This is a genomic window from Pseudomonas sp. KBN12P06040, assembly GCF_037574965.1.
GTDB classification, from domain to species: domain Bacteria; phylum Pseudomonadota; class Gammaproteobacteria; order Pseudomonadales; family Pseudomonadaceae; genus Pseudomonas; species Pseudomonas aeruginosa.
Genome location: NZ_JBBELS010000001.1, coordinates 5,132,717 through 5,150,581 on the forward strand (window position 1 = coordinate 5,132,717; position 17,865 = coordinate 5,150,581).

At 66.2% G+C, this 17,865-nt stretch carries 17 protein-coding genes; 10 read left to right on the plus strand and 7 right to left on the minus strand.

Translation table 11 applies throughout. The features are described from left to right. Window positions 1–7: 7 nt before the first annotated feature. From VQ067_RS24195 to VQ067_RS24205, 3 genes are all read right to left on the minus strand, one after another. The gene (locus VQ067_RS24195) at window positions 8–817 is read right to left on the minus strand and encodes a YfaP family protein (RefSeq protein WP_003094417.1); all 810 of its coding nucleotides are present in this window, start codon (window positions 815–817) and stop codon (window positions 8–10) included. Window positions 818–979: 162 nt separating this feature from the next. After that, window positions 980–1,540 carry a response regulator transcription factor gene (locus VQ067_RS24200; RefSeq protein ID WP_003094419.1) on the minus strand — a complete coding sequence of 187 codons (561 nt, stop codon included), beginning with the start codon at window positions 1,538–1,540 and terminating at the stop codon, window positions 980–982. Between the two features lie 25 nt (window positions 1,541–1,565). Then, entirely contained in the window at window positions 1,566–2,834 is a 1,269-nt protein-coding gene (locus VQ067_RS24205) for an ATP-binding protein (RefSeq protein WP_003094421.1), read from the minus strand. A gap of 276 nt (window positions 2,835–3,110) precedes the next feature. On the opposite strand from VQ067_RS24205, the gene VQ067_RS24210 reads away from it, so the two are divergent. From VQ067_RS24210 to VQ067_RS24245, 8 genes are all read left to right on the plus strand, one after another. Next, complete coding sequence (locus VQ067_RS24210) at window positions 3,111–3,821, plus strand: SIMPL domain-containing protein (protein ID WP_003094423.1); 711 nt, start codon at window positions 3,111–3,113, stop codon at window positions 3,819–3,821. 252 nt (window positions 3,822–4,073) lie between these two features. After that, on the plus strand, window positions 4,074–5,687 hold the full coding sequence (locus VQ067_RS24215; protein ID WP_340080932.1) for an ABC transporter substrate-binding protein: 1,614 nt from the start codon (window positions 4,074–4,076) through the stop codon (window positions 5,685–5,687). 224 nt (window positions 5,688–5,911) lie between these two features. Next, window positions 5,912–7,366 (plus strand): OprD family outer membrane porin, encoded by a 1,455-nt coding sequence (locus VQ067_RS24220; protein WP_074241092.1) that lies wholly within the window; start codon window positions 5,912–5,914, stop codon window positions 7,364–7,366. A 48-nt stretch (window positions 7,367–7,414) separates the two neighbouring features. After that, window positions 7,415–9,010: an ABC transporter substrate-binding protein gene (locus VQ067_RS24225; RefSeq protein ID WP_003094445.1), complete on the plus strand. Its 1,596-nt coding sequence runs from the start codon at window positions 7,415–7,417 to the stop codon at window positions 9,008–9,010. A gap of 67 nt (window positions 9,011–9,077) precedes the next feature. After that, window positions 9,078–10,088: an ABC transporter permease subunit gene (locus VQ067_RS24230; RefSeq protein WP_003110329.1), complete on the plus strand. Its 1,011-nt coding sequence runs from the start codon at window positions 9,078–9,080 to the stop codon at window positions 10,086–10,088. An 11-nt stretch (window positions 10,089–10,099) separates the two neighbouring features. Continuing rightward, entirely contained in the window at window positions 10,100–11,011 is a 912-nt protein-coding gene (locus tag VQ067_RS24235; RefSeq protein ID WP_003112858.1) for an ABC transporter permease subunit, read from the plus strand. A gap of 52 nt (window positions 11,012–11,063) precedes the next feature. After that, entirely contained in the window at window positions 11,064–12,038 is a 975-nt protein-coding gene (locus VQ067_RS24240) for an ABC transporter ATP-binding protein (RefSeq protein WP_003094451.1), read from the plus strand. Continuing rightward, window positions 12,038–13,009 (plus strand): peptide ABC transporter ATP-binding protein, encoded by a 972-nt coding sequence (locus VQ067_RS24245; protein ID WP_003110330.1) that lies wholly within the window; start codon window positions 12,038–12,040, stop codon window positions 13,007–13,009. The genes VQ067_RS24240 and VQ067_RS24245 overlap by 1 nt, the downstream gene beginning before the upstream one ends. Before the next feature lie 32 nt (window positions 13,010–13,041). Here the strand turns inward: VQ067_RS24245 and VQ067_RS24250 are convergent, their stop codons facing one another. Then, the gene (locus tag VQ067_RS24250; RefSeq protein WP_003110331.1) at window positions 13,042–13,674 is read right to left on the minus strand and encodes a LysE family translocator; all 633 of its coding nucleotides are present in this window, start codon (window positions 13,672–13,674) and stop codon (window positions 13,042–13,044) included. 141 nt (window positions 13,675–13,815) lie between these two features. Here VQ067_RS24250 and VQ067_RS24255 point away from each other — a divergent pair, with 141 nt between their 5' ends. Next, window positions 13,816–14,289: an Lrp/AsnC family transcriptional regulator gene (locus tag VQ067_RS24255; protein ID WP_003094456.1), complete on the plus strand. Its 474-nt coding sequence runs from the start codon at window positions 13,816–13,818 to the stop codon at window positions 14,287–14,289. Between the two features lie 4 nt (window positions 14,290–14,293). Here VQ067_RS24255 and VQ067_RS24260 read toward each other — a convergent pair whose 3' ends face one another. Genes VQ067_RS24260 through VQ067_RS24270 form a run of 3 tightly spaced genes read right to left on the minus strand, consistent with a single transcriptional unit; the run spans window position 14,294 to window position 16,649 of the window. Further along, a complete protein-coding gene (locus VQ067_RS24260; protein WP_033990670.1) occupies window positions 14,294–15,223 on the minus strand; it encodes a 5-oxoprolinase subunit C family protein in 930 nt (309 codons plus the stop codon). After that, entirely contained in the window at window positions 15,220–15,897 is a 678-nt protein-coding gene (gene pxpB / locus VQ067_RS24265; RefSeq protein WP_019486065.1) for a 5-oxoprolinase subunit PxpB, read from the minus strand. Before pxpB ends, VQ067_RS24260 begins: the two co-directional genes overlap by 4 nt. Beyond that, window positions 15,894–16,649 (minus strand): 5-oxoprolinase subunit PxpA, encoded by a 756-nt coding sequence (locus VQ067_RS24270; RefSeq protein WP_019486066.1) that lies wholly within the window; start codon window positions 16,647–16,649, stop codon window positions 15,894–15,896. The genes pxpB and VQ067_RS24270 overlap by 4 nt, the downstream gene beginning before the upstream one ends. A 129-nt stretch (window positions 16,650–16,778) precedes the next feature. On the opposite strand from VQ067_RS24270, the gene lpxO reads away from it, so the two are divergent. Then, window positions 16,779–17,678, plus strand: coding sequence for a lipid A hydroxylase LpxO (lpxO, locus tag VQ067_RS24275; RefSeq protein ID WP_033990668.1), 900 nt, complete (start codon window positions 16,779–16,781; stop codon window positions 17,676–17,678). Window positions 17,679–17,865 lie beyond the last annotated feature (187 nt).

Genomic DNA, 17,865 nt, shown 5'->3' on the forward strand with positions numbered 1-17,865 from the left:
GGATGCTTCAGTAGGTAAAGGTCTTGACCAGCACCAGGTCGCCGATGGTGCGCAGGGGCACGACGAAGGTCTCGTGCTTCTCGTCGACGCTGTTTTCGTTGAACACCAGGTTGACCTGCGCGGTGATCACGTCCTGTACGTTGCTGCCGGCCTGGAAGTTGTAGCCCTGGTTGTTGAGGTTGCCCCAGTAGTTCACGTAGATCAGGTAGGTGCCGTGCAGCGGCGCGCCCATGGTGAACATCTCCGGGCCGGGCCCGTCGACGCCATCCGGATCGAGGCCGCCGCTGTTGCTCAGGCGCGGATGCGCCCAGTAGGCGTGCTGGCCATCGGGGGTGACGATATGCAGGTCAAGCTCGGCCTTCGGATCGTCCCAACCCAGCACCACGCGCACGCGCGGCGGCAGTTGGGAGCGATTGGCCTCGTAGAACTGCACGCGCTTGAGGATCTTGCCGTCGGCGCTGCCGACCTGGACGCCGTTGGAGCCGTGGCCGAACGCATAGGGGCGGACGAAGCGCCCGGCGCCGTCGGTATAGAGAGGGAGAGGATTGCCGTTGACCACCAGGCGCTGGGCGCGCTCGGTGCCGACCAGTTCGCGCAGGTGTCCTTCGATCAGGCTGCGGCCGCGCTGGCCGCCGCGATCGATGGGCGGAGTCGGATAGGCGACACGCGGGGCATCGGGCTGTTCGAGCAGGCCGGAATAGCGCCAGCCTGCCGTCGGACCATCCAGGTCCACCGAAGGCTCGGCTAGTGCAGGCAGCCCGAAGGCCAGTCCGAACAGCACCGACAGGCAGCCGGCACTCGAACCGAAGATACGCATGATCAATCCCTGGTCGTGCGATTCATGAAAGCTGCATCTTAACGATTGCGCTGTCCGCTGGATATCCCCGGCGACCGGCGGAATCTGCGAAATCCACCGCGATTCGACGGAAAACGGAAAGCACAGGGGGCGCCATGCGGCGCCCCCGTTGTCATTTACGCTTCAGCGCCGTACCGGCCGCTTCTGCAGCTTGCGCTGCAAGGTCCGTCGATGCATGCCCAGGGCACGGGCGGTGGCGGAGATGTTGCCCTCGTGCTCGGCGAGCACGCGCTGGATGTGCTCCCATTGCAGGCGATCCACCGACATCGGGTTTTCCGGCACCAGGGTGTCCAGGTCGGCGTGCTCGGAGAGCAGCGCGGCCAGCACGTCATCGGCATCCGCCGGCTTGCACAGGTAGTTGCAGGCGCCGCGCTTGATCGCCTCCACCGCGGTGGCGATGCTGGAATAGCCGGTGAGGATCACCACCCGCATGTCCGCGTGCAGCTCCAGCAGCTTCGGCAGCAGCACCAGGCCGGAGTCGCCTTCCATCTTCAGGTCGAGCACGGCGTAGTCCGGCGTATCCTGCTGGGCCAGCGCCAGGCCTTCCTCGGCGGAGCCGGCGGTGCTGACCCGCAGGCCGCGACGGCTCATGGCCCGGGCCAGGACCCGGGTAAAGGTGGGATCGTCGTCCACCAGCAGGAGGTGGGGATGTTCTTCCCCTTCGAAGAGCAGCTCTTCAGACATAGGCAGGGCCTCTCAGACGGATCACTCAAGCCATTCCGTAGCTGCGCGGCAAGCGCAGTTCGGTCAGAGTGCCGCCATCTTCGTGGTTATACAACTTCACCGTTCCACCAGCGCGGGTCACGCTGGCCTGACTGAGAAACAGGCCGAGGCCGAAGCCCTTGCCCTTGGTGGTGAAGAACGGTTTGCCGATCTGTTCGGCGATCGCCAGGGGCACCCCGACGCCGTGGTCGCGGATACTCAGGCAGATACTGCTGCTGTCCCAGTCCAGGCGGATGTCGAGGTCGTCGGGACAGGCGTCCGCCGCATTGTTCAGCAGGTTCAGCAGAGCCTGGCTGAGGTCGGTCGGCGGGGTCAGGCGCGGCGCGGAGCCGAGGCCCAGGCACTGGTAGCGGTAGGAGGCCTCCGGACGCATCAGGTGCCAGCGGCGCAGCACCGATTCCAGCCATTCCGCGGCGCTTTGCTCTTCGATCGCCTGGCGACGGTCGGCCTCGGCCGCCCGTACCAGTTGCTGGAGGGTGTGCTTGCACTGCTTGACCTGTTCCTGGAGCAATGCCAGGTCTTCCTGCAGGGTCGGGTCCTGCGGGCGCTCCTGGCGCAACTCGTTGAGCAGCACGCTCATGGTCGCCAGCGGCGTACCCAGTTCGTGCGCAGCACCGGCCGCCTGGGTGGCCACCGCGAGCAACTGCTGGTCGCGCATGCTTTCCTCGCGCCGCTCGGCCTGCATGTGCGCCTGCCAGCGCAGGGCCTCGGACATCTTCACCACGAAGAAGGTGATGAAGGCCGCCGACAGGGCGAAGTTCAGCCACATGCCGAACAGGTGCAGGTTGATCAGCATCGCCTCGTGCTGAACCGCCTGCAGGTGCAGCGGGTGGTACCAGATCAGCAGCAGGGTGTAGCCGGTCAGGGCCAGGCCGGAGAGCACCATGGAGTAGATCCAGGGCAGGGTCGCAGCGGCGATGGTCAGCGGTACCAGGTAATAGGAAACGAAGGGGTTGGTCGAGCCGCCCGAGTAATACAGCAAGGTGCTGTGGATGATCAGGTCGCAGGCCAGTTGTACCGCGTACTCCTGGTCGGTCACCGGCCACGGCGCGCGCAGGCGCAGCGCGGTGAACAGAATCAGGCAGGCGGACAGGCCAAGGGTCAGGCCGAGCGCCAGCCACGGCAGCGGCAACAGGTCGGAGAGCCAGGCGAAACCCACCGAGCCGGCCTGCGCGGCCAGCACGAGAATACGGATGAGGAGCAGACGGCCAAGGTTCTGGCGACTGGCGGAGAGCAGGAAAACCGGTGCGCGCATGTTTTCTTCCGGAATAAGCGCGAGTATAGCCAAGACGCTGTCGGCAACTCTGCGGCAAAGTGACTCAGAAACCTCGCAGGTCGCCATCCTGCCCTGTTTCGCCGAGCGCTGTCAGGGCTCAGATCAGTAAATTTCACGTTTTTTCCGAAATCGCCTAACCCGTTCCGGGAAAAGCCTTCGTCTCATGGTCCAAGACTGGCGTATAGGCGTGTTTGCCGCGCCTGCCGGAACGATGCTCTACAGTGTGAATTCAGCCTTAGTACAAGGAGTTGCCCAATGTCTGCGATTTCCCGCCTGGCCGCCGCCGTCACCCTCTGCGCCGCCAGCCTCTCGGCCGTCGCCGAGGAAGCGCCGCGCTACAACCAGGTCTCGCTGCACGCCGAAGTCAGCCAGCAGGTGGCCCACGACCTGATGCAGGTCACCCTCTACAGCGAAAACCAGGGCAGCGATCCGGCCAAGCTCGCCGCCGAAACCACCAGCGTCCTCAACGCCGCCGTCGCCGACGCGCGCAAGGTCAAGGGCGTGACCATCAGCCTGGGCAGTCGCAACAGCTATCCGGTCTACGACGACAAGGGCCAGAAGATCACTGGCTGGCGCGAGCGCGCCGAGCTGCGCCTGGAAAGCTCCGACTTCGCCGCCCTCGGCCAGCTTTCCGCCGACCTGCTGGGCAAGCTGAAGATGGGCGGCATGGACTTCAGCATCGCCGATGCGACCCGCAAGAAGAACGAGGACCAATTGATGAAAGGCGCCGTGGACGCGTTCAAGGAGCGCGCCCAGTTGCTCACCGAGGCGCTCGGCGGCAAGGGCTACAAGCTGGTCAGCCTGAGCGTGAACAGCGCCGGCGCACCGCGCCCGTACCCGGTGATGCGGATGGCGGCGATGAAGGCCGACGCCAGCTTCGGTGGCGCCCAGGCGCCGGAGATCGAGGCCGGGACCAGCCAGGTCACGGTCAACGCCGACGGTGTGATCGAGGTGCAGATGCCCTGATCCGGTCGGCGCGCACCACAAGAGGCAGCCTCCGGGCTGCCTCTTGCGTTTCCACTGTCTCTCGCGCAGCAAACGCGGCCTGCGTCGCGTTTGCGCAAATTCGAAAATGCGACATTCCCTTTCAATCGGATAACAACATCTACACTGAAGCGACCTCGACGCTTGCGGCCGGCACACGCCCTGCATAGCTTCGCGCAAGACAGCTCACGAGGCTGTCCCTCGCAGACAATCAAAATAACCAGAGGTCACTCCATGCGTAGAAACGCCGTCATCCGCTCCGCGATCATGCCCTCGCTGCTCGGCGCAGCGCTGGTCGCCGCCGTTCCCCAGGCCTTCGCCAGCAACCTGATCTTCTGCTCGGAAGGCAGCCCGGCCGGCTTCGACCCCGCCCAGTACACCACCGGTACCGATTTCGACGCCGCGGCGGAAACCGTCTTCAACCGCCTGACCCAGTTCGAGCGCGGCGGCACCAAGGTCCTTCCCGGCCTTGCGGAAAGCTGGGACGTCAGCGACGACGGCAAGACCTATACCTTCCACCTGCGCAAGGGCGTGAAGTTCCACAGCACCGACTACTTCAAGCCGACCCGCGAATTCAATGCCGACGACGTGCTGTTCACCTTCGAACGCATGCTCGACAAGGATCATCCGTTCCGCAAGGCCTACCCCACCGAGTTTCCCTACTTCACCGACATGGGCCTGGACAAGAACATCGCCAGGATCGAGAAGCTCGACGAGCACACGGTGAAATTCACCCTCAACGAGGTCGACGCGGCCTTCATCCAGAACCTGGCGATGCCCTTCCCATCGATCCAGTCCGCCGAATACGCCGCGCAACTGCTCAAGCAGGGCAAGGCCAGCGACATCAACCAGAAGCCGATCGGCACCGGCCCGTTCGTATTCAGCCGCTACCAGAAGGATGCGCAGATCCGTTTCAAGGGCAACAAGGACTACTGGAAGCCGGACGAGGTGAAGGTCGACAACCTGATCTTCGCCATCAACACCGACGCCTCGGTGCGCGCGCAGAAGCTCAAGGCCGGCGAGTGCCAGATCACCCTCAACCCACGCCCCGCCGATCTCAAGGCCCTGCAGGAAGCGGCGAACCTGAAGGTGCCCTCGCAGCCAGGCTTCAACCTCGGCTACATCGCCTACAACGTTACCCACAAGCCGTTCGACCAGCTCGAAGTACGCCAGGCGCTGGACATGGCGGTGAACAAGCAGGCCATCATCGACGCCGTCTACCAGGGTGCCGGGCAACTGGCGGTGAACGGCATGCCGCCGACCCAGTGGTCCTATGACGAAACCATCAAGGACGCCCCGTTCGATCCGGCCAAGGCCCGGGAACTGCTGAAGAAGGCCGGCGTCGCCGAGGGCACCGAGATCACCCTGTGGGCGATGCCGGTGCAACGTCCCTACAACCCCAACGCCAAGCTGATGGCGGAGATGATCCAGGCCGACTGGGCGAAGATCGGCATCAAGGCCAGGATCGTCAGCTACGAGTGGGGCGAGTACATCAAGCGCGCCCATGCCGGCGAGCATGACGCCATGCTGTTCGGCTGGACCGGCGACAACGGCGACCCGGACAACTGGCTGGCGACCCTCTACGGCTGCGACTCGATCAACGGCAACAACGTATCGAAATGGTGCGACGCGGCCTACGACAAGCTGGTCAAGGATGCCAAGCGGGTCACCGACCAGGACAAGCGCAGCGAGCTGTACAAGCAGGCCCAGCACATCCTCAAGGAGCAGGTACCGATCACCCCGATCGCCCACTCCACCGTGTACCAGCCGATGAACAAGTCGGTGCATGACTTCAAGATCAGCCCCTTCTCGCGGAACGCCTTCTATGGCGTAGCCAACCAGCCCTGATGCCGACGCCACCCCGGTCGTTTCACGACCGGGGTGCAGAAGAACGGCACGACCCGTACTTCATTTCTTTGCTTTTCCTGCCCGTGTTCCAGAACGGCGCTGTGCGCGTTCCGCCAGGAGCGCTCGCCTCGCCGTATTCGACCGCCGCGCCCAGGCGCGGGCGAAACCGGCGCAAACCTGGTGGGTAAAACAGGTGCCACGACAACAATAAAGGGAGCAATCAGGTGATGAGATACCAACGAGTGACCGGCGCGACGCTGGGACTGGCCTTGATGGCATCGGCCGCGCCAGGCTGGGCGGCGGACGAGCAGGAAACCCCGCCGACCCCGGACAATCCCAGCTACGCCGCCCAGGTGCAGAGCATCCCCAGCGTGGAGAAACCGATCAAGGGCCAGGCCGGCGCCAGCGGGCTGTTCGAGGGGCAGAGCCTGACCCTGACCACTCGCAACTTCTATTCCCGGGAAAACATGAAGGACAGCTTCACCTTCCGCATTCCCAAGGCCGGCGGCGGCTCCCAGCGCATCCACCAGCGCAACGCCTGGGTCCAGGGCACGGTGCTCAAGTACAGCTCGGGCTACACCCAGGGCAGCATCGGCTTCGGCTTCGACGTCGCAGCCTTCAACGAGATCGCCCTGGAGCGCGGCAAGGGCCGCATCGGCGGCGGCGGCAACCGGACCCTGGCGAACAGCGACGGCGAGGCGATCGGCGAATGGTCCAAGCTGGGCGTCGCCAATATCCGCCTGCGCGCCTCGAACACCGAGTTCAAGGCCGGTCGCTTCCTGGTCAACACTCCGGTGTTCAGCTACATCGACAACCGTGCCCTGCCCTCCAGCTTCACCGGCTTCGCCGTGACCAGCGAGGAGCTGGACAACCTCAGCCTGCAAGCCGGCAGCTTCCGCAAGGTCAGCCCGCGGACCGGTTCCGGCGACGAGGACATGACCACCGAGTACGGCACCCGCCAGGTCAAGGGCGACCGCCTGAACTACCTGGGCGGCAACTACAAGCCGCTCGACGGGCTGGAGATCTCCCTCTATGGCTCGCATTTCCAGGACGTCTGGAACCAGTACTACCTGGGCGTGACCCACGACATCGGCGACCTCGAGAACGGCATCGCCCTGCGCACCGCCTTCAACGGCTACCACACCGGCGACACCGGCGCGCGCGAGGCCGGCTACATCGACAACGACACCTGGAGCCTGGCCTTCACCCTCGGCCATCGTGCCCACGCCCTGACCCTGGCCTACCAGCAGGTCGACGGCAACGAATACTTCGACTACGTGCACGAGACCTCGGCGATCTTCCTGGCCAACTCGATGCTGGCCGACTACAACAGCCCCAACGAGAAGTCCGCGCAGATCCGCTACGAGACCGACTGGAGCTACTACGGGGTCCCCGGCCTGAGCACCGGCGTGTGGTACGTGAAGGGCTGGGACATCGACGGCACCCACTACGACGGCGATCGCAACGGTGCCTACGGCAACTACGCCGAGGTGCGCGCCCAGGACGGCGAGAAGCACCACGAGCTGGGCCTGATGGCGGCCTACAAGGTGCAGAACGGGCCGATCAAGGACAGCACCTTCAAGCTCACCTACATGATGCACAAGGCCAGCCAGAACCAGATCGACGGCAGCGTCAACGAACTGCGCCTGGTCAGCACCTTCCCCTTCAACCTGCTGTAAACCTGCGACACCTGCGGCCCCGGCGACGGGGCCCACGAGGAGGACCCCATGCTCCATCCGTTGCTCCGACACCTGCCCCTGGCCCTGGCGCTATGCGCCGCCGGCGCGGCCCAGGCGAAGAACCTGGTGGTCTGCACCGAGGCCAGCCCGGAAGGCTTCGACATCGTCCAGTACACCGGCGCGGTGACCGCCGACGCCTCCGCGGAAACCGTGTTCAACCGCCTGCTCGCCTTCCGCCCCGGCACCACCGAGGTGATCCCGGGGCTGGCCGAGCGCTGGGACGTCAGCGCCGACGGACTGAGCTATACCTTCCACCTGCGCCCCGGCGTGAAATTCCATACCACCGACTACTTCAAGCCGACCCGGAGCCTGAATGCCGATGATGTGCTGTGGACCTTCCAGCGCGCCCTCGATCCGAAGCACCCCTGGCATGCCTCGGCGCTGCGCGGCTACGCCTACTTCGACGCGATGGGCATGGGCGAGCTGATCAAGTCGGTGGAAAAGGTCGACGAGCTCACCGTGCGCTTCGTCCTCAACCGTCCCGAAGCGCCGTTCCTGCGCGATATGGCGATGCCCTTCGCGTCCATCTATTCCGCCGAGTACGGCGACCAGTTGCTCGCCGCCGGCAAGCAGGGCCAGTTGAACAACCAGCCGATCGGCACCGGGCCGTTCGTCTTCAAGCGCTACGCCAAGGACGCCCAGGTCCGCTACACGGCGAACCCGGACTACTACGCCGGCAAGCCGCCGATCGACAATCTGGTGTTCGCCATTACCCTCGATCCCAACGTGCGCATGCAGAAGGTCCGTGCCGGCGAGTGCCAGGTCTCGCTGTACCCGAAACCGGAGGACGTGCCGCGCCTGAAGCAGGACCCGAACCTGGCGGTGGACGAGATCGATGCCCTGCTGACCACCTACATTGCCATCAACACCCAGCACAAGCCGCTCGACGACCCGCGCGTGCGCCAGGCGATCAACCTCGCTCTGGACAAGAAGGCCATGCTCGACGCGGTGTTCGGCCCCGGCGCGGCCAGTCCGGCGGTCGGTCCCTATCCCCCGACCCTGCTCGGCTACAACCATTCGATCCAGGACTGGCCGCACGATCCCGAACGCGCCAGGGCGCTGCTCAAGGAAGCCGGTGCGGAAAATCTCAGGATCACCCTGTTCATTCGCAACGGCACCTCGCCTACCATCCCCAACCCCGCCCTGGCGGCACAGATGCTGCAAGCAGACCTGGCCAAGGCCGGCATCCAACTGACCATCCGTTCCCTGGAATGGGGCGAGCTGCTCAAGCGTTCGAAGGCCGGCGAGCACGACCTGTCGCTGCTTGGCTGGGCCGGCGACAACGGCGACCCGGACAACTTCCTCAGCCCGAACCTGAGCTGCGCCGCCGCCGAGTCGGGTGAAAACCAGGCGCGCTGGTGCGACAAGGACTTCGAGGCGCTGATGCGCAAGGCCCGCGAGGTGAGCGATCCGGCCGAGCGGGCGAAACTGTACGAGCAGGCCCAGGTGGTATTCCACGAACAGGCCCCATGGATACCGCTGGCCTACCCGAAGCTGTTCAACGTCCGGCGGAACACGGTGCAGGGCTACGTGATCAATCCGTTGAGCAACAACAACTTCGCCACCACCTCGGTGAAGCCGTAGAAGAACAAGGACCACAGCCCCGCCGCCAGCGGGGCGCACGGTCCGCGATGAGGAGTTACCCGCCAACATGCTTAGTTTCATTGCACGACGATTGGGGTTGCTGATCCCCACCTTCTTCGGCGTGACGCTGCTCACCTTCGCGCTGATCCGCCTGATTCCCGGCGACCCGGTGGAAGTGATGATGGGCGAACGTCGCGTCGATCCGCAGATGCATGCCGAGGCCCTGCACCGCCTGGGCCTGGACAAGCCGCTGTACCAGCAGTACCTGGACTATGTCGGCAACCTCGCCCAGGGCAACCTTGGAAAATCCATACGCACACATGAGCCTGTCTGGAATGAGTTTCTCACGCTATTTTCAGCCACCCTGGAACTTTCATTCGCAGCAATGCTTTTTGCCGGCACACTCGGCCTCCTAGCAGGAGTGGTAGCCGCACTCAAGCGAGGTTCGATTTTTGACCACGGAGTAATGACAATATCTCTAGCGGGCTACTCAATGCCGATTTTTTGGTGGGGCCTGCTCTTGATCATGCTCTTTTCCGTTTCATTAGGCTGGACTCCTGTTTCTGACCGTATCGGCGTGCTGTATGAGGTGGAGCCGAAGACCGGCTTCATGCTCATCGACACCCTGCTCTCCGACGAGGAAGGCGCGTTCCTCGACGCCGTGCGCCACCTGATCCTGCCGGCCATCGTGCTGGGCACCATCCCGCTGGCGGTGATCGCCCGCATGACCCGCTCGGCGATGCTCGAGGTCCTGCGCGAGGACTACGTGCGCACCGCCCGCGCCAAGGGCTTGTCGCCGGCCCGGGTGGTCTTCGTGCACGCCCTGCGCAACGCGCTGATCCCGGTGCTGACGGTGTTAGGCCTGCAGGTCGGCACCCTGCTCGCCGGCGCGGTGCTGACCGAGACCATCTTCTCCTGGCCGGGCATCGGCAAGTGGCTGATCGACGCCATCAGCGCTCGCGACTACCCGGTGGTGCAGAACGGCATCCTGCTGGTCGCCACCCTGGTCATCCTGGTCAATTTCGTCGTGGACATCCTCTACGGCCTGGCCAACCCACGCATTCGCCACCAACGCTGAGGAGCGAGCCGATGAACGCCATGCACAACGCTCCCGCCAGCGACCCGAGCCTGGTCTACCCGTCCCCGCTGAAGGAATTCTGGCAAGCCTTTACCCGGAACAAAGGTGCCGTCGGCGGCCTGCTGTTCATGCTGCTGATCGTGTTCTGCGCGCTGTTCGCCCCCTGGGTCGCGCCCTACGATCCGAGCGAACAATTCCGCGACTTCCTGCTGACCCCGCCGTCCTGGCTGGAGGGCGGCCAGGCGCGTTTCCTGCTCGGCACCGACGAACTGGGCCGCGACCTGCTCTCGCGGCTGATCCACGGCGCCCGCCTGTCGCTGCTGATCGGCCTGTCCTCGGTGGTGATCTCGCTGGTCCCCGGCATCCTCCTCGGCCTGCTCGCCGGCTTCTCGCCGAACCGTGCCGGACCGCTGATCATGCGCCTGATGGACATCATGCTGGCGCTGCCGTCGCTGCTGCTGGCGGTGGCCATCGTGGCGATCCTCGGCCCGGGCCTGATCAACACCGTGATCGCCATCGCCATCGTCTCGCTGCCGGCCTACGTACGCCTGACCCGCGCCGCGGTGATGACCGAGCTAAACCGCGACTACGTCACCGCCTCGCGCCTGGCCGGCGCCGGCACCCTGCGACTGATGTTCGTCTGCGTGCTGCCGAACTGCATGGCGCCGCTGATCGTCCAGGCCACCCTGAGCTTCTCTTCGGCGATCCTCGACGCCGCCGCCCTCGGCTTCCTCGGCCTCGGCGTGCAACCGCCGACCCCCGAGTGGGGCACCATGCTCGCCTCCGCCCGCGACTACATCGAGCGCGCCTGGTGGGTGGTCAGCCTGCCCGGCCTGACCATCCTGCTCAGCGTACTGGCGATCAACCTGATGGGCGACGGCCTGCGCGACGCCCTCGATCCGAAACTGAAGAACGCGGCATGAGGAGCACAACCATGAACAGCGCATCCGTATCCGCGCCACAGGAGACCGCCGCATGAGCCTCCTCGATATCAAGAACCTCAGCGTACGCTTCGGCGACACCACCGCCGTGCCCGTGGTCGACGGCCTCGACCTGAGCGTCGACAAGGGCGAGGTGCTGGCCATCGTCGGCGAGTCCGGCTCCGGCAAGTCGGTGACCATGATGGCCCTGATGGGCCTGATCGACGCCCCCGGCTGGGTATCCGCCGATCACCTGCGCTTCGACGGCCACGACATGCTCACCCTCAAGGGCCGCCAGCGCCGGCGCATCGTCGGCAAGGACATGGCGATGGTCTTCCAGGACCCGATGACCGCCCTCAACCCCAGCTACACCGTCGGCTACCAGATCGAGGAGGTTCTCCGCCTGCATCTCGGCCTGCGCGGCAAGGCCCTGCGCCAGCGCGCCCTGGAACTGCTCGAACGGGTCGAGATCCCGGCCGCCGCCAGCCGTCTCGACGCCTACCCGCACCAGCTCTCCGGCGGCATGAGCCAGCGCGTGGCGATCGCCATGGCCATCGCTGCCGAGCCCAAGCTGTTGATCGCCGACGAGCCGACCACCGCCCTCGACGTGACCATCCAGGCGCAGATCATGGAGCTGCTGCTGAACCTGCAGCGCGACCAGGACATGGCGCTGATCCTGATCACCCACGATCTCGCCGTGGTCGCCGAGACCGCCCAGCGCGTCTGCGTGATGTACGCCGGCGAAGCGGTGGAGATCGGCGGCGTGCCGGCGCTGTTCGACCGCCCGACCCATCCCTACACCGAGGCGCTGATCAAGGCGATCCCCGAGCACTGTGCCGGCGAAGCCCGCCTGGCCACCCTGCCCGGCATCGTTCCGGGGCGCTACGACCGCCCGCGCGGTTGCCTGCTGTCGCCACGCTGCCCCTATGCCCAGGAGCATTGCCGCCAGGAGCGGCCAGCCCTGGAGGCGCACGAGCGCGGCGCGGTGCGCTGCTTCTATCCGTTGAACCTGCTGAACGAGGTGGCCTGATGGAAACCGTTCTGACCGCCCGTGATCTGACCCGTCACTACGAAGTCTCCCGCGGCCTGTTCAAGGGCCACGCCCAGGTGCGCGCGCTGAACGGCGTATCGTTCGAACTGGAAGCCGGCAAGACCCTCGCCGTGGTCGGCGAGTCCGGCTGCGGCAAGTCGACCCTGGCGCGCGCCCTGACCCTGATCGAGGAACCCACCTCCGGCTCGCTGAAAATCGCCGGGCAGGAGGTCAAGGGCGCCAGCAAGGACCAGCGCCGGCAGTTGCGCCGCGACGTGCAGATGGTCTTCCAGAACCCCTACGCCTCGCTCAATCCGCGACAGAAGATCGGCGACCAGTTGGCCGAGCCGCTGCTGATCAATACCGCGCTGTCGCGCGAGGAACGCCGCGAAAAGGTCCAGCAGATGATGCGCCAGGTCGGCCTGCGGCCGGAGCACTACCAGCGCTACCCGCACATGTTCTCCGGCGGCCAGCGCCAGCGCATCGCCCTGGCCCGGGCGATGATGCTGCAACCCAAGGTGCTGGTGGCGGACGAGCCGACCTCGGCCCTCGACGTGTCGATCCAGGCCCAGGTACTGAACCTGTTCATGGACCTGCAGCAGCAGTTCCGCACCGCCTACGTGTTCATCTCGCACAACCTGGCGGTGGTCCGCCACGTCGCCGACGATGTCCTGGTGATGTACCTCGGCCGACCGGCGGAGATGGGGCCGGCGGACAAGCTCTACGAGAACCCGCTGCATCCCTACACCCGTGCGCTGCTCTCCGCGACCCCGGCGATCCACCCGGACCCGACGAAGCCGAAGATCCGCATCCAGGGCGAACTGCCGAACCCGCTGCACCCGCCGGAGGGTTGCGCCTTCCACAAGCGCTGCCCCTACGCCACTGAGCGCTGCCGCAGCGAGGTGCCCGAGCTGCGCCTGCTCGACCAGCGCCAGGTGGCCTGTCACCACGCCGAGCAGTTCCTCGGCTGAGCGCCACGGGGCGCTCGCCGCCCCGCAGCCCTTCAGAGCTGGCGCAGCAGCGCCAGCCTTACCCCGAACCCTATCAACAACCCACCGAAGCCCCACTGCTGCAGGCGCTGTGCCCGCGGCCGGGACGCCAGCCAGCGGCCCAGGCGGCCACCGACCAGGGCGTAGGCGCAGTCGAAGGCCAGGCCAACCAGAACCAGGACCGCACCGAGCGCGGCGAACTGGACGGCCAGCGAACCGGCCTCGGGGCTGACGAACTGCGGCAGCAGCACCGAACAGAACAGCAGGGCCTTGGGGTTCAGCAGGTTGGTCAGGAGTCCGCGCAGCAAGGCCCGGCGGTCGGCGTGGGGGACTAGCGGCGCGGAGCCCGCGTCGCTGGTCGGCAAGGCCAGTCCGCCACCGCGCAGCATCTGCAGGCCAAGCCAGGCGAGGTAGGCGGCGCCGAGCAAGCGCACCAGGTCGAAGGTCCAGGGAGCGGTACGGAACAGCAGCGCCAGCCCGGTCGCGGCCATCAGCACATGGCAGGCCCGAGCCAGGGCCAGGCCGAGGGCGGTGACCAGCGCCGCGCGACGGCCCTGGCGGGCGCCGGTCTGGAACAGCAGGAGCATGTCTGGTCCGGGCACCAGGTAAACCACCGCCAGGGCAATCAGGAAAGCGCTCGTGTCCATCGTATCGGCTCCAGGAAGGTGACCCGGATAACGATTCTATGCCCGCAAGGCAGGGCAGGTGCTTGCGTTTTCCACCAGCCTATCCATTCTATTTGGCAGTAAATTCTACTCTCTGGAGACTATCCATCCGGATATGCCAAGATGAAACTCGACGCCTATGACCACCGCATCCTCGCCGCCCTCCAGCGCGACGGCCGCCTGAGCAACGTCCAACTGGCCGAGGAGATCGGCCTCTCCCCGTCCCCCTGCCTGCGCCGCGTGCGCCTGCTGGAAGAGGCCGGGGTGATTCGCGGCTACCAGGCCAGCATCGACCGCGACGAGGTCGGCCTCGGCCTCACGGTGTTCGTCGGGATCAAGGTGGAACGCCACCGCCAGGAGCAGGCCGAGGCCTTCCACCGTGCGGTGGTCGACCTGCCGGAGGTGATCTCGGTGCACCTCGTCTCCGGCGAGTCGGACTTCCTCCTGCAAGTGGTGGTCCCCGACCTGCGCGCCTACGAACGCCTGCTCAGCGAGACCCTGCTGCGCCTGCCCGGGGTCAGCGACATTCGCAGCAACTTCGCGATCAAGACGGTCAAGGCGCCCTCGCCGCTGCCGCTCGGCCACCTGGCCGGCTGAGCGCTCAGCCGCGGAAGAAGCAGTAGAAGCGCAGCAGATCGGCCTGCTGCGTCGCCAGGTCGCTCTCGACGAAGGTTACCTCGCTATGCGCGGGGCTTTGCGCCAGGCGCGAGAGGTCCAGTGGATGGACGAAGCCCAGCAGCGGATAGCCGCCCATGCTCTGGCGGTCGGCCATCAGCACAATGGGTTGGCCATCGGGCGGAACCTGGATAGCGCCCTCCACCACGCCCTGCGACCAGGCGCGCGGCGCCCCGCGCAGTGGCTTGCCGGCCAGGCGGACGCCCATGCGATCGGACCGCGGGCTGATTCGCCAGGCGCTGGCGAAGAAGGCTTGCCGGCTGGCTGCGTCGAAGGCCGCCGCATCGCCGCCGAGCAGCACGCGCAAGGGCCGCTGCTGCCGGTAGTCCGGCTGGAAACGCCAGGGCACGCTGGCATCCCACGGACACGCCGCTCCCGCTTCGGCACACGGCAGGCAATCGCCCTCCGCCAGGATCCGGCCATCGCCCTGTAAACCGCCGAGCCCGTCGCGAACCTGGCAGGCGACGCTGCCCAGTACCGGCCTCGCCCGGAAACCGCCGGCGCAGGCCAGGTAGGCACGCTGCCCGGCCTCGGCGAAGCCCAGTTCGATGCGTTGCCCGCGGCGGACCCGGAAGCGACTCCAGGGCAGGCATTCGCGACCGTCCACCGTCAGCGCCAGGCGCGCTCCGGTCAGCGCCAGCCAGGTCGCCTTCACCCTGCACTCCAGCACCAAGCCGCCGAAAGCGATTTCCAGCAATGGCGTCCCCCAGGGATTACCGAGCAGACGATTGGCCCAGGCTGCCGCCTGGCGGTCCAGAGGGCCGCCCGGGGATACGCCGAGGTGCTGCCAGCCACGCCGGCCGTCGTCCTGCAGCAGGCTCTGCGGTCCCGCCTTGACGACCCGCAAACCATTCATTCGCGCCCACCCAGGTCGAGGAAGTCCTCGCGCCCGATGGCGACGAAGCGCACCCGGTCGCCCAGCGCCAGTGGGCACGGAGGAGTGACGGCCGGATCGAACGGACGCCACGGACTGCGTCCCAGCAGGTGCCAGCCGCCGGGCGAGGCCTGCGGATAGATCGCCGTCTGCGCCTCGGCAATGGCCAGGCTGCCGGCCGGTACACGCGCCCGCGGGGTGGCCCGCCGCGGCAGGACCAGGCGCGGATCGAGGCCGCCGAGGTAGGCGAATCCCGGAGCGAAACCGATCGCGCCGACCCGGTATTCGGCCGCGCTGTGCAGTTCGATCACTCCTTCGCCAGTCAATCCGCAGGCAACCGCTACCGTCGCGAGGTCCTCGCCGGCGTACCAGACGGGAATCTCGTGCAGGCGCCCGGCATCATCGGCGGGGCGCCAGGCGTGCCACTCCGCCAGCAGCGGACCCAGGCGTTCTTCCAGTACCTGCGGGGCGATGCGGTAGGGGTCGTAATGCAGCATCAGGGTGGTCCAGCCCGGCACCAGATCCCTGACGCCTTCGCCGAGCCCCTCGCGCAGACGTCTGGCCAGCTCGGCCAGGCGCACAGACAGGTCCACTTCGGGCTCTTCGGCGAGCGTCAGCAGCAGGGCTTCGGCACCAGCGGGTTCGATGCGGATCACAGGCTGTCCAGGGCCGCGCGCAGGCGCCGGAGGACCGCCAGCGACTGCGGGTTGTCGCCATGCACGCAAAGACTGTCGGCGGTCAGGCGCAGCGGGTTGCCGTCGTAGTCGGGGAAGGCTTCGCCGCGGGCGATGGCCAGGGCCTGTTCGATGATCCGCTGCGGATCGTGATGCACCGCGCCGCCAAGCCGCCGCGGCGCCAGCCGACCGTCCGGCAGGTAGGCGCGATCGGCGAAGGCCTCGAACAGCAGCGGCACGTCGGCCTCGTCGGCCAGTTCCAGCTCGCGGCCGTTGTCGGCCAGGGCCAGCACCATCAGCGGCAGGCCCTTGCGATAGGCGGCGCAGGCGTCGAGCACGGCGCGCAGCAGCTCATCGTCGCCGACCAGGTCGTTGTACAGCGCGCCATGCGGCTTGACATAGGCCACCTGGGCACCGAGGGAACGGCAGAAAGCGTCCAGCGCACCGATCTGGTACAGCACCATGGCATGCACCTCTTCGGCAGAGCAGGCCAGCGAGCGCCGGCCGAAGCCGCTCAGGTCGGGATAGGCCGGGTGCGCGCCGATGCTCACGCCATGGCGTACCGCCAGCTCCACCGCGCGCCGCATGGTGAGCGGGTCGCCAGCGTGGAAGCCGCAAGCCAGGTTGGCCTGGTCAACCAGCGGCATGCTGTGGACATCGTCGCCTATGCGCCAGGCGCCAAAGCTTTCGCCCATGTCGCAGTTGAGCAGGATACGCCGGCCGGTGTCGTTCATTGTGCGCTCCTTTCGAGGCCAGGATTACGGAAAAATGAGCGCAGTGCTGGCGAATTAGCGTCAGGTAGCATACTCAGGCACTGAGAACAGGAGTAAATTCTCCTCTTTTGCACCGACGACCTTGCATTCATGAAAGTTCTCATCCTGGCGGCCTATGCGCTGAGCATCCTCTATGTCCATTTTCGCGGCCGGGTACGCCACAAGCTGTCGCGCCAATTGAGCGACCACTCCAGCTTCCTCGCTCCGATCAACTGCCTGATGTACCTGTTCTCGAAGGTACCGAACCGCCCCTACCTGGCACCGCAGACCTTCCCCGAACTGCAGGTTCTGGTCGACAACTGGCAAGCCATCCGCAGCGAGGCGCTGCACCTGCACGACGCCGGCAACATCAAGCGTTCCGAACAGTACGACGATATCGGTTTCAACTCGTTCTTCAAGAGCGGCTGGAAGCGCTTCTACCTGAAATGGTACGACGAGGCCCATCCCTCCGCCGGACAACTCTGCCCGCAGACCACCGCCCTGTTGCGGCAGATTCCCTCGGTCAAGGCGGCGATGTTCGCCGAACTGCCGCCGGGCTCGAAGCTGGTGCGACACCGCGATCCCTACGCCGGCTCGCTGCGCTTCCACCTGGGACTGTTCACCCCCAACGACCCGGCCTGCTTCATCGAGGTGGACGGCGAGCGCTACCAGTGGCGCGACGGCGAGGCGGTGGTGTTCGATGAAACCTTCATCCACTACGCGGAAAACGCCACCGAACACAACCGCATCATTCTCTTCTGCGACATCGAGCGGCCGCTGACCCAGGGCTGGGCCACCGCCTTCAACCGCTGGTTCAGCCGCAACGTGATGGCTGCCGCGGCCGCCCCGAACAACGCAGGCGACCGGACCGGCGGACTCAATCGGATCTTCGACAGCCTCTACAAGATCCGTCTGCAGGGCAAACGTTTGAAGAAGCGCAACCGCAAGCTCTACTACCTGCAGAAATGGGGCTTCTTCGCCCTGGTACTGGCTTTCATCCTGTGGATCTGAGGCCCGGCGACGCAAGGCCCCGATAGCTCCGTAGGGCGCATGACGCCAACGGCGTCATCCGCCGACACCCCGCCGAAATGGCGGATAACCGCTCTGCGGTTGTTCGCCCTACGCCACGGACAGCGCGAAGTCCGATAGCTCCGTAGGGCGCATGACGCCAACGGCGTCATCCGCCGACACCCCGCCG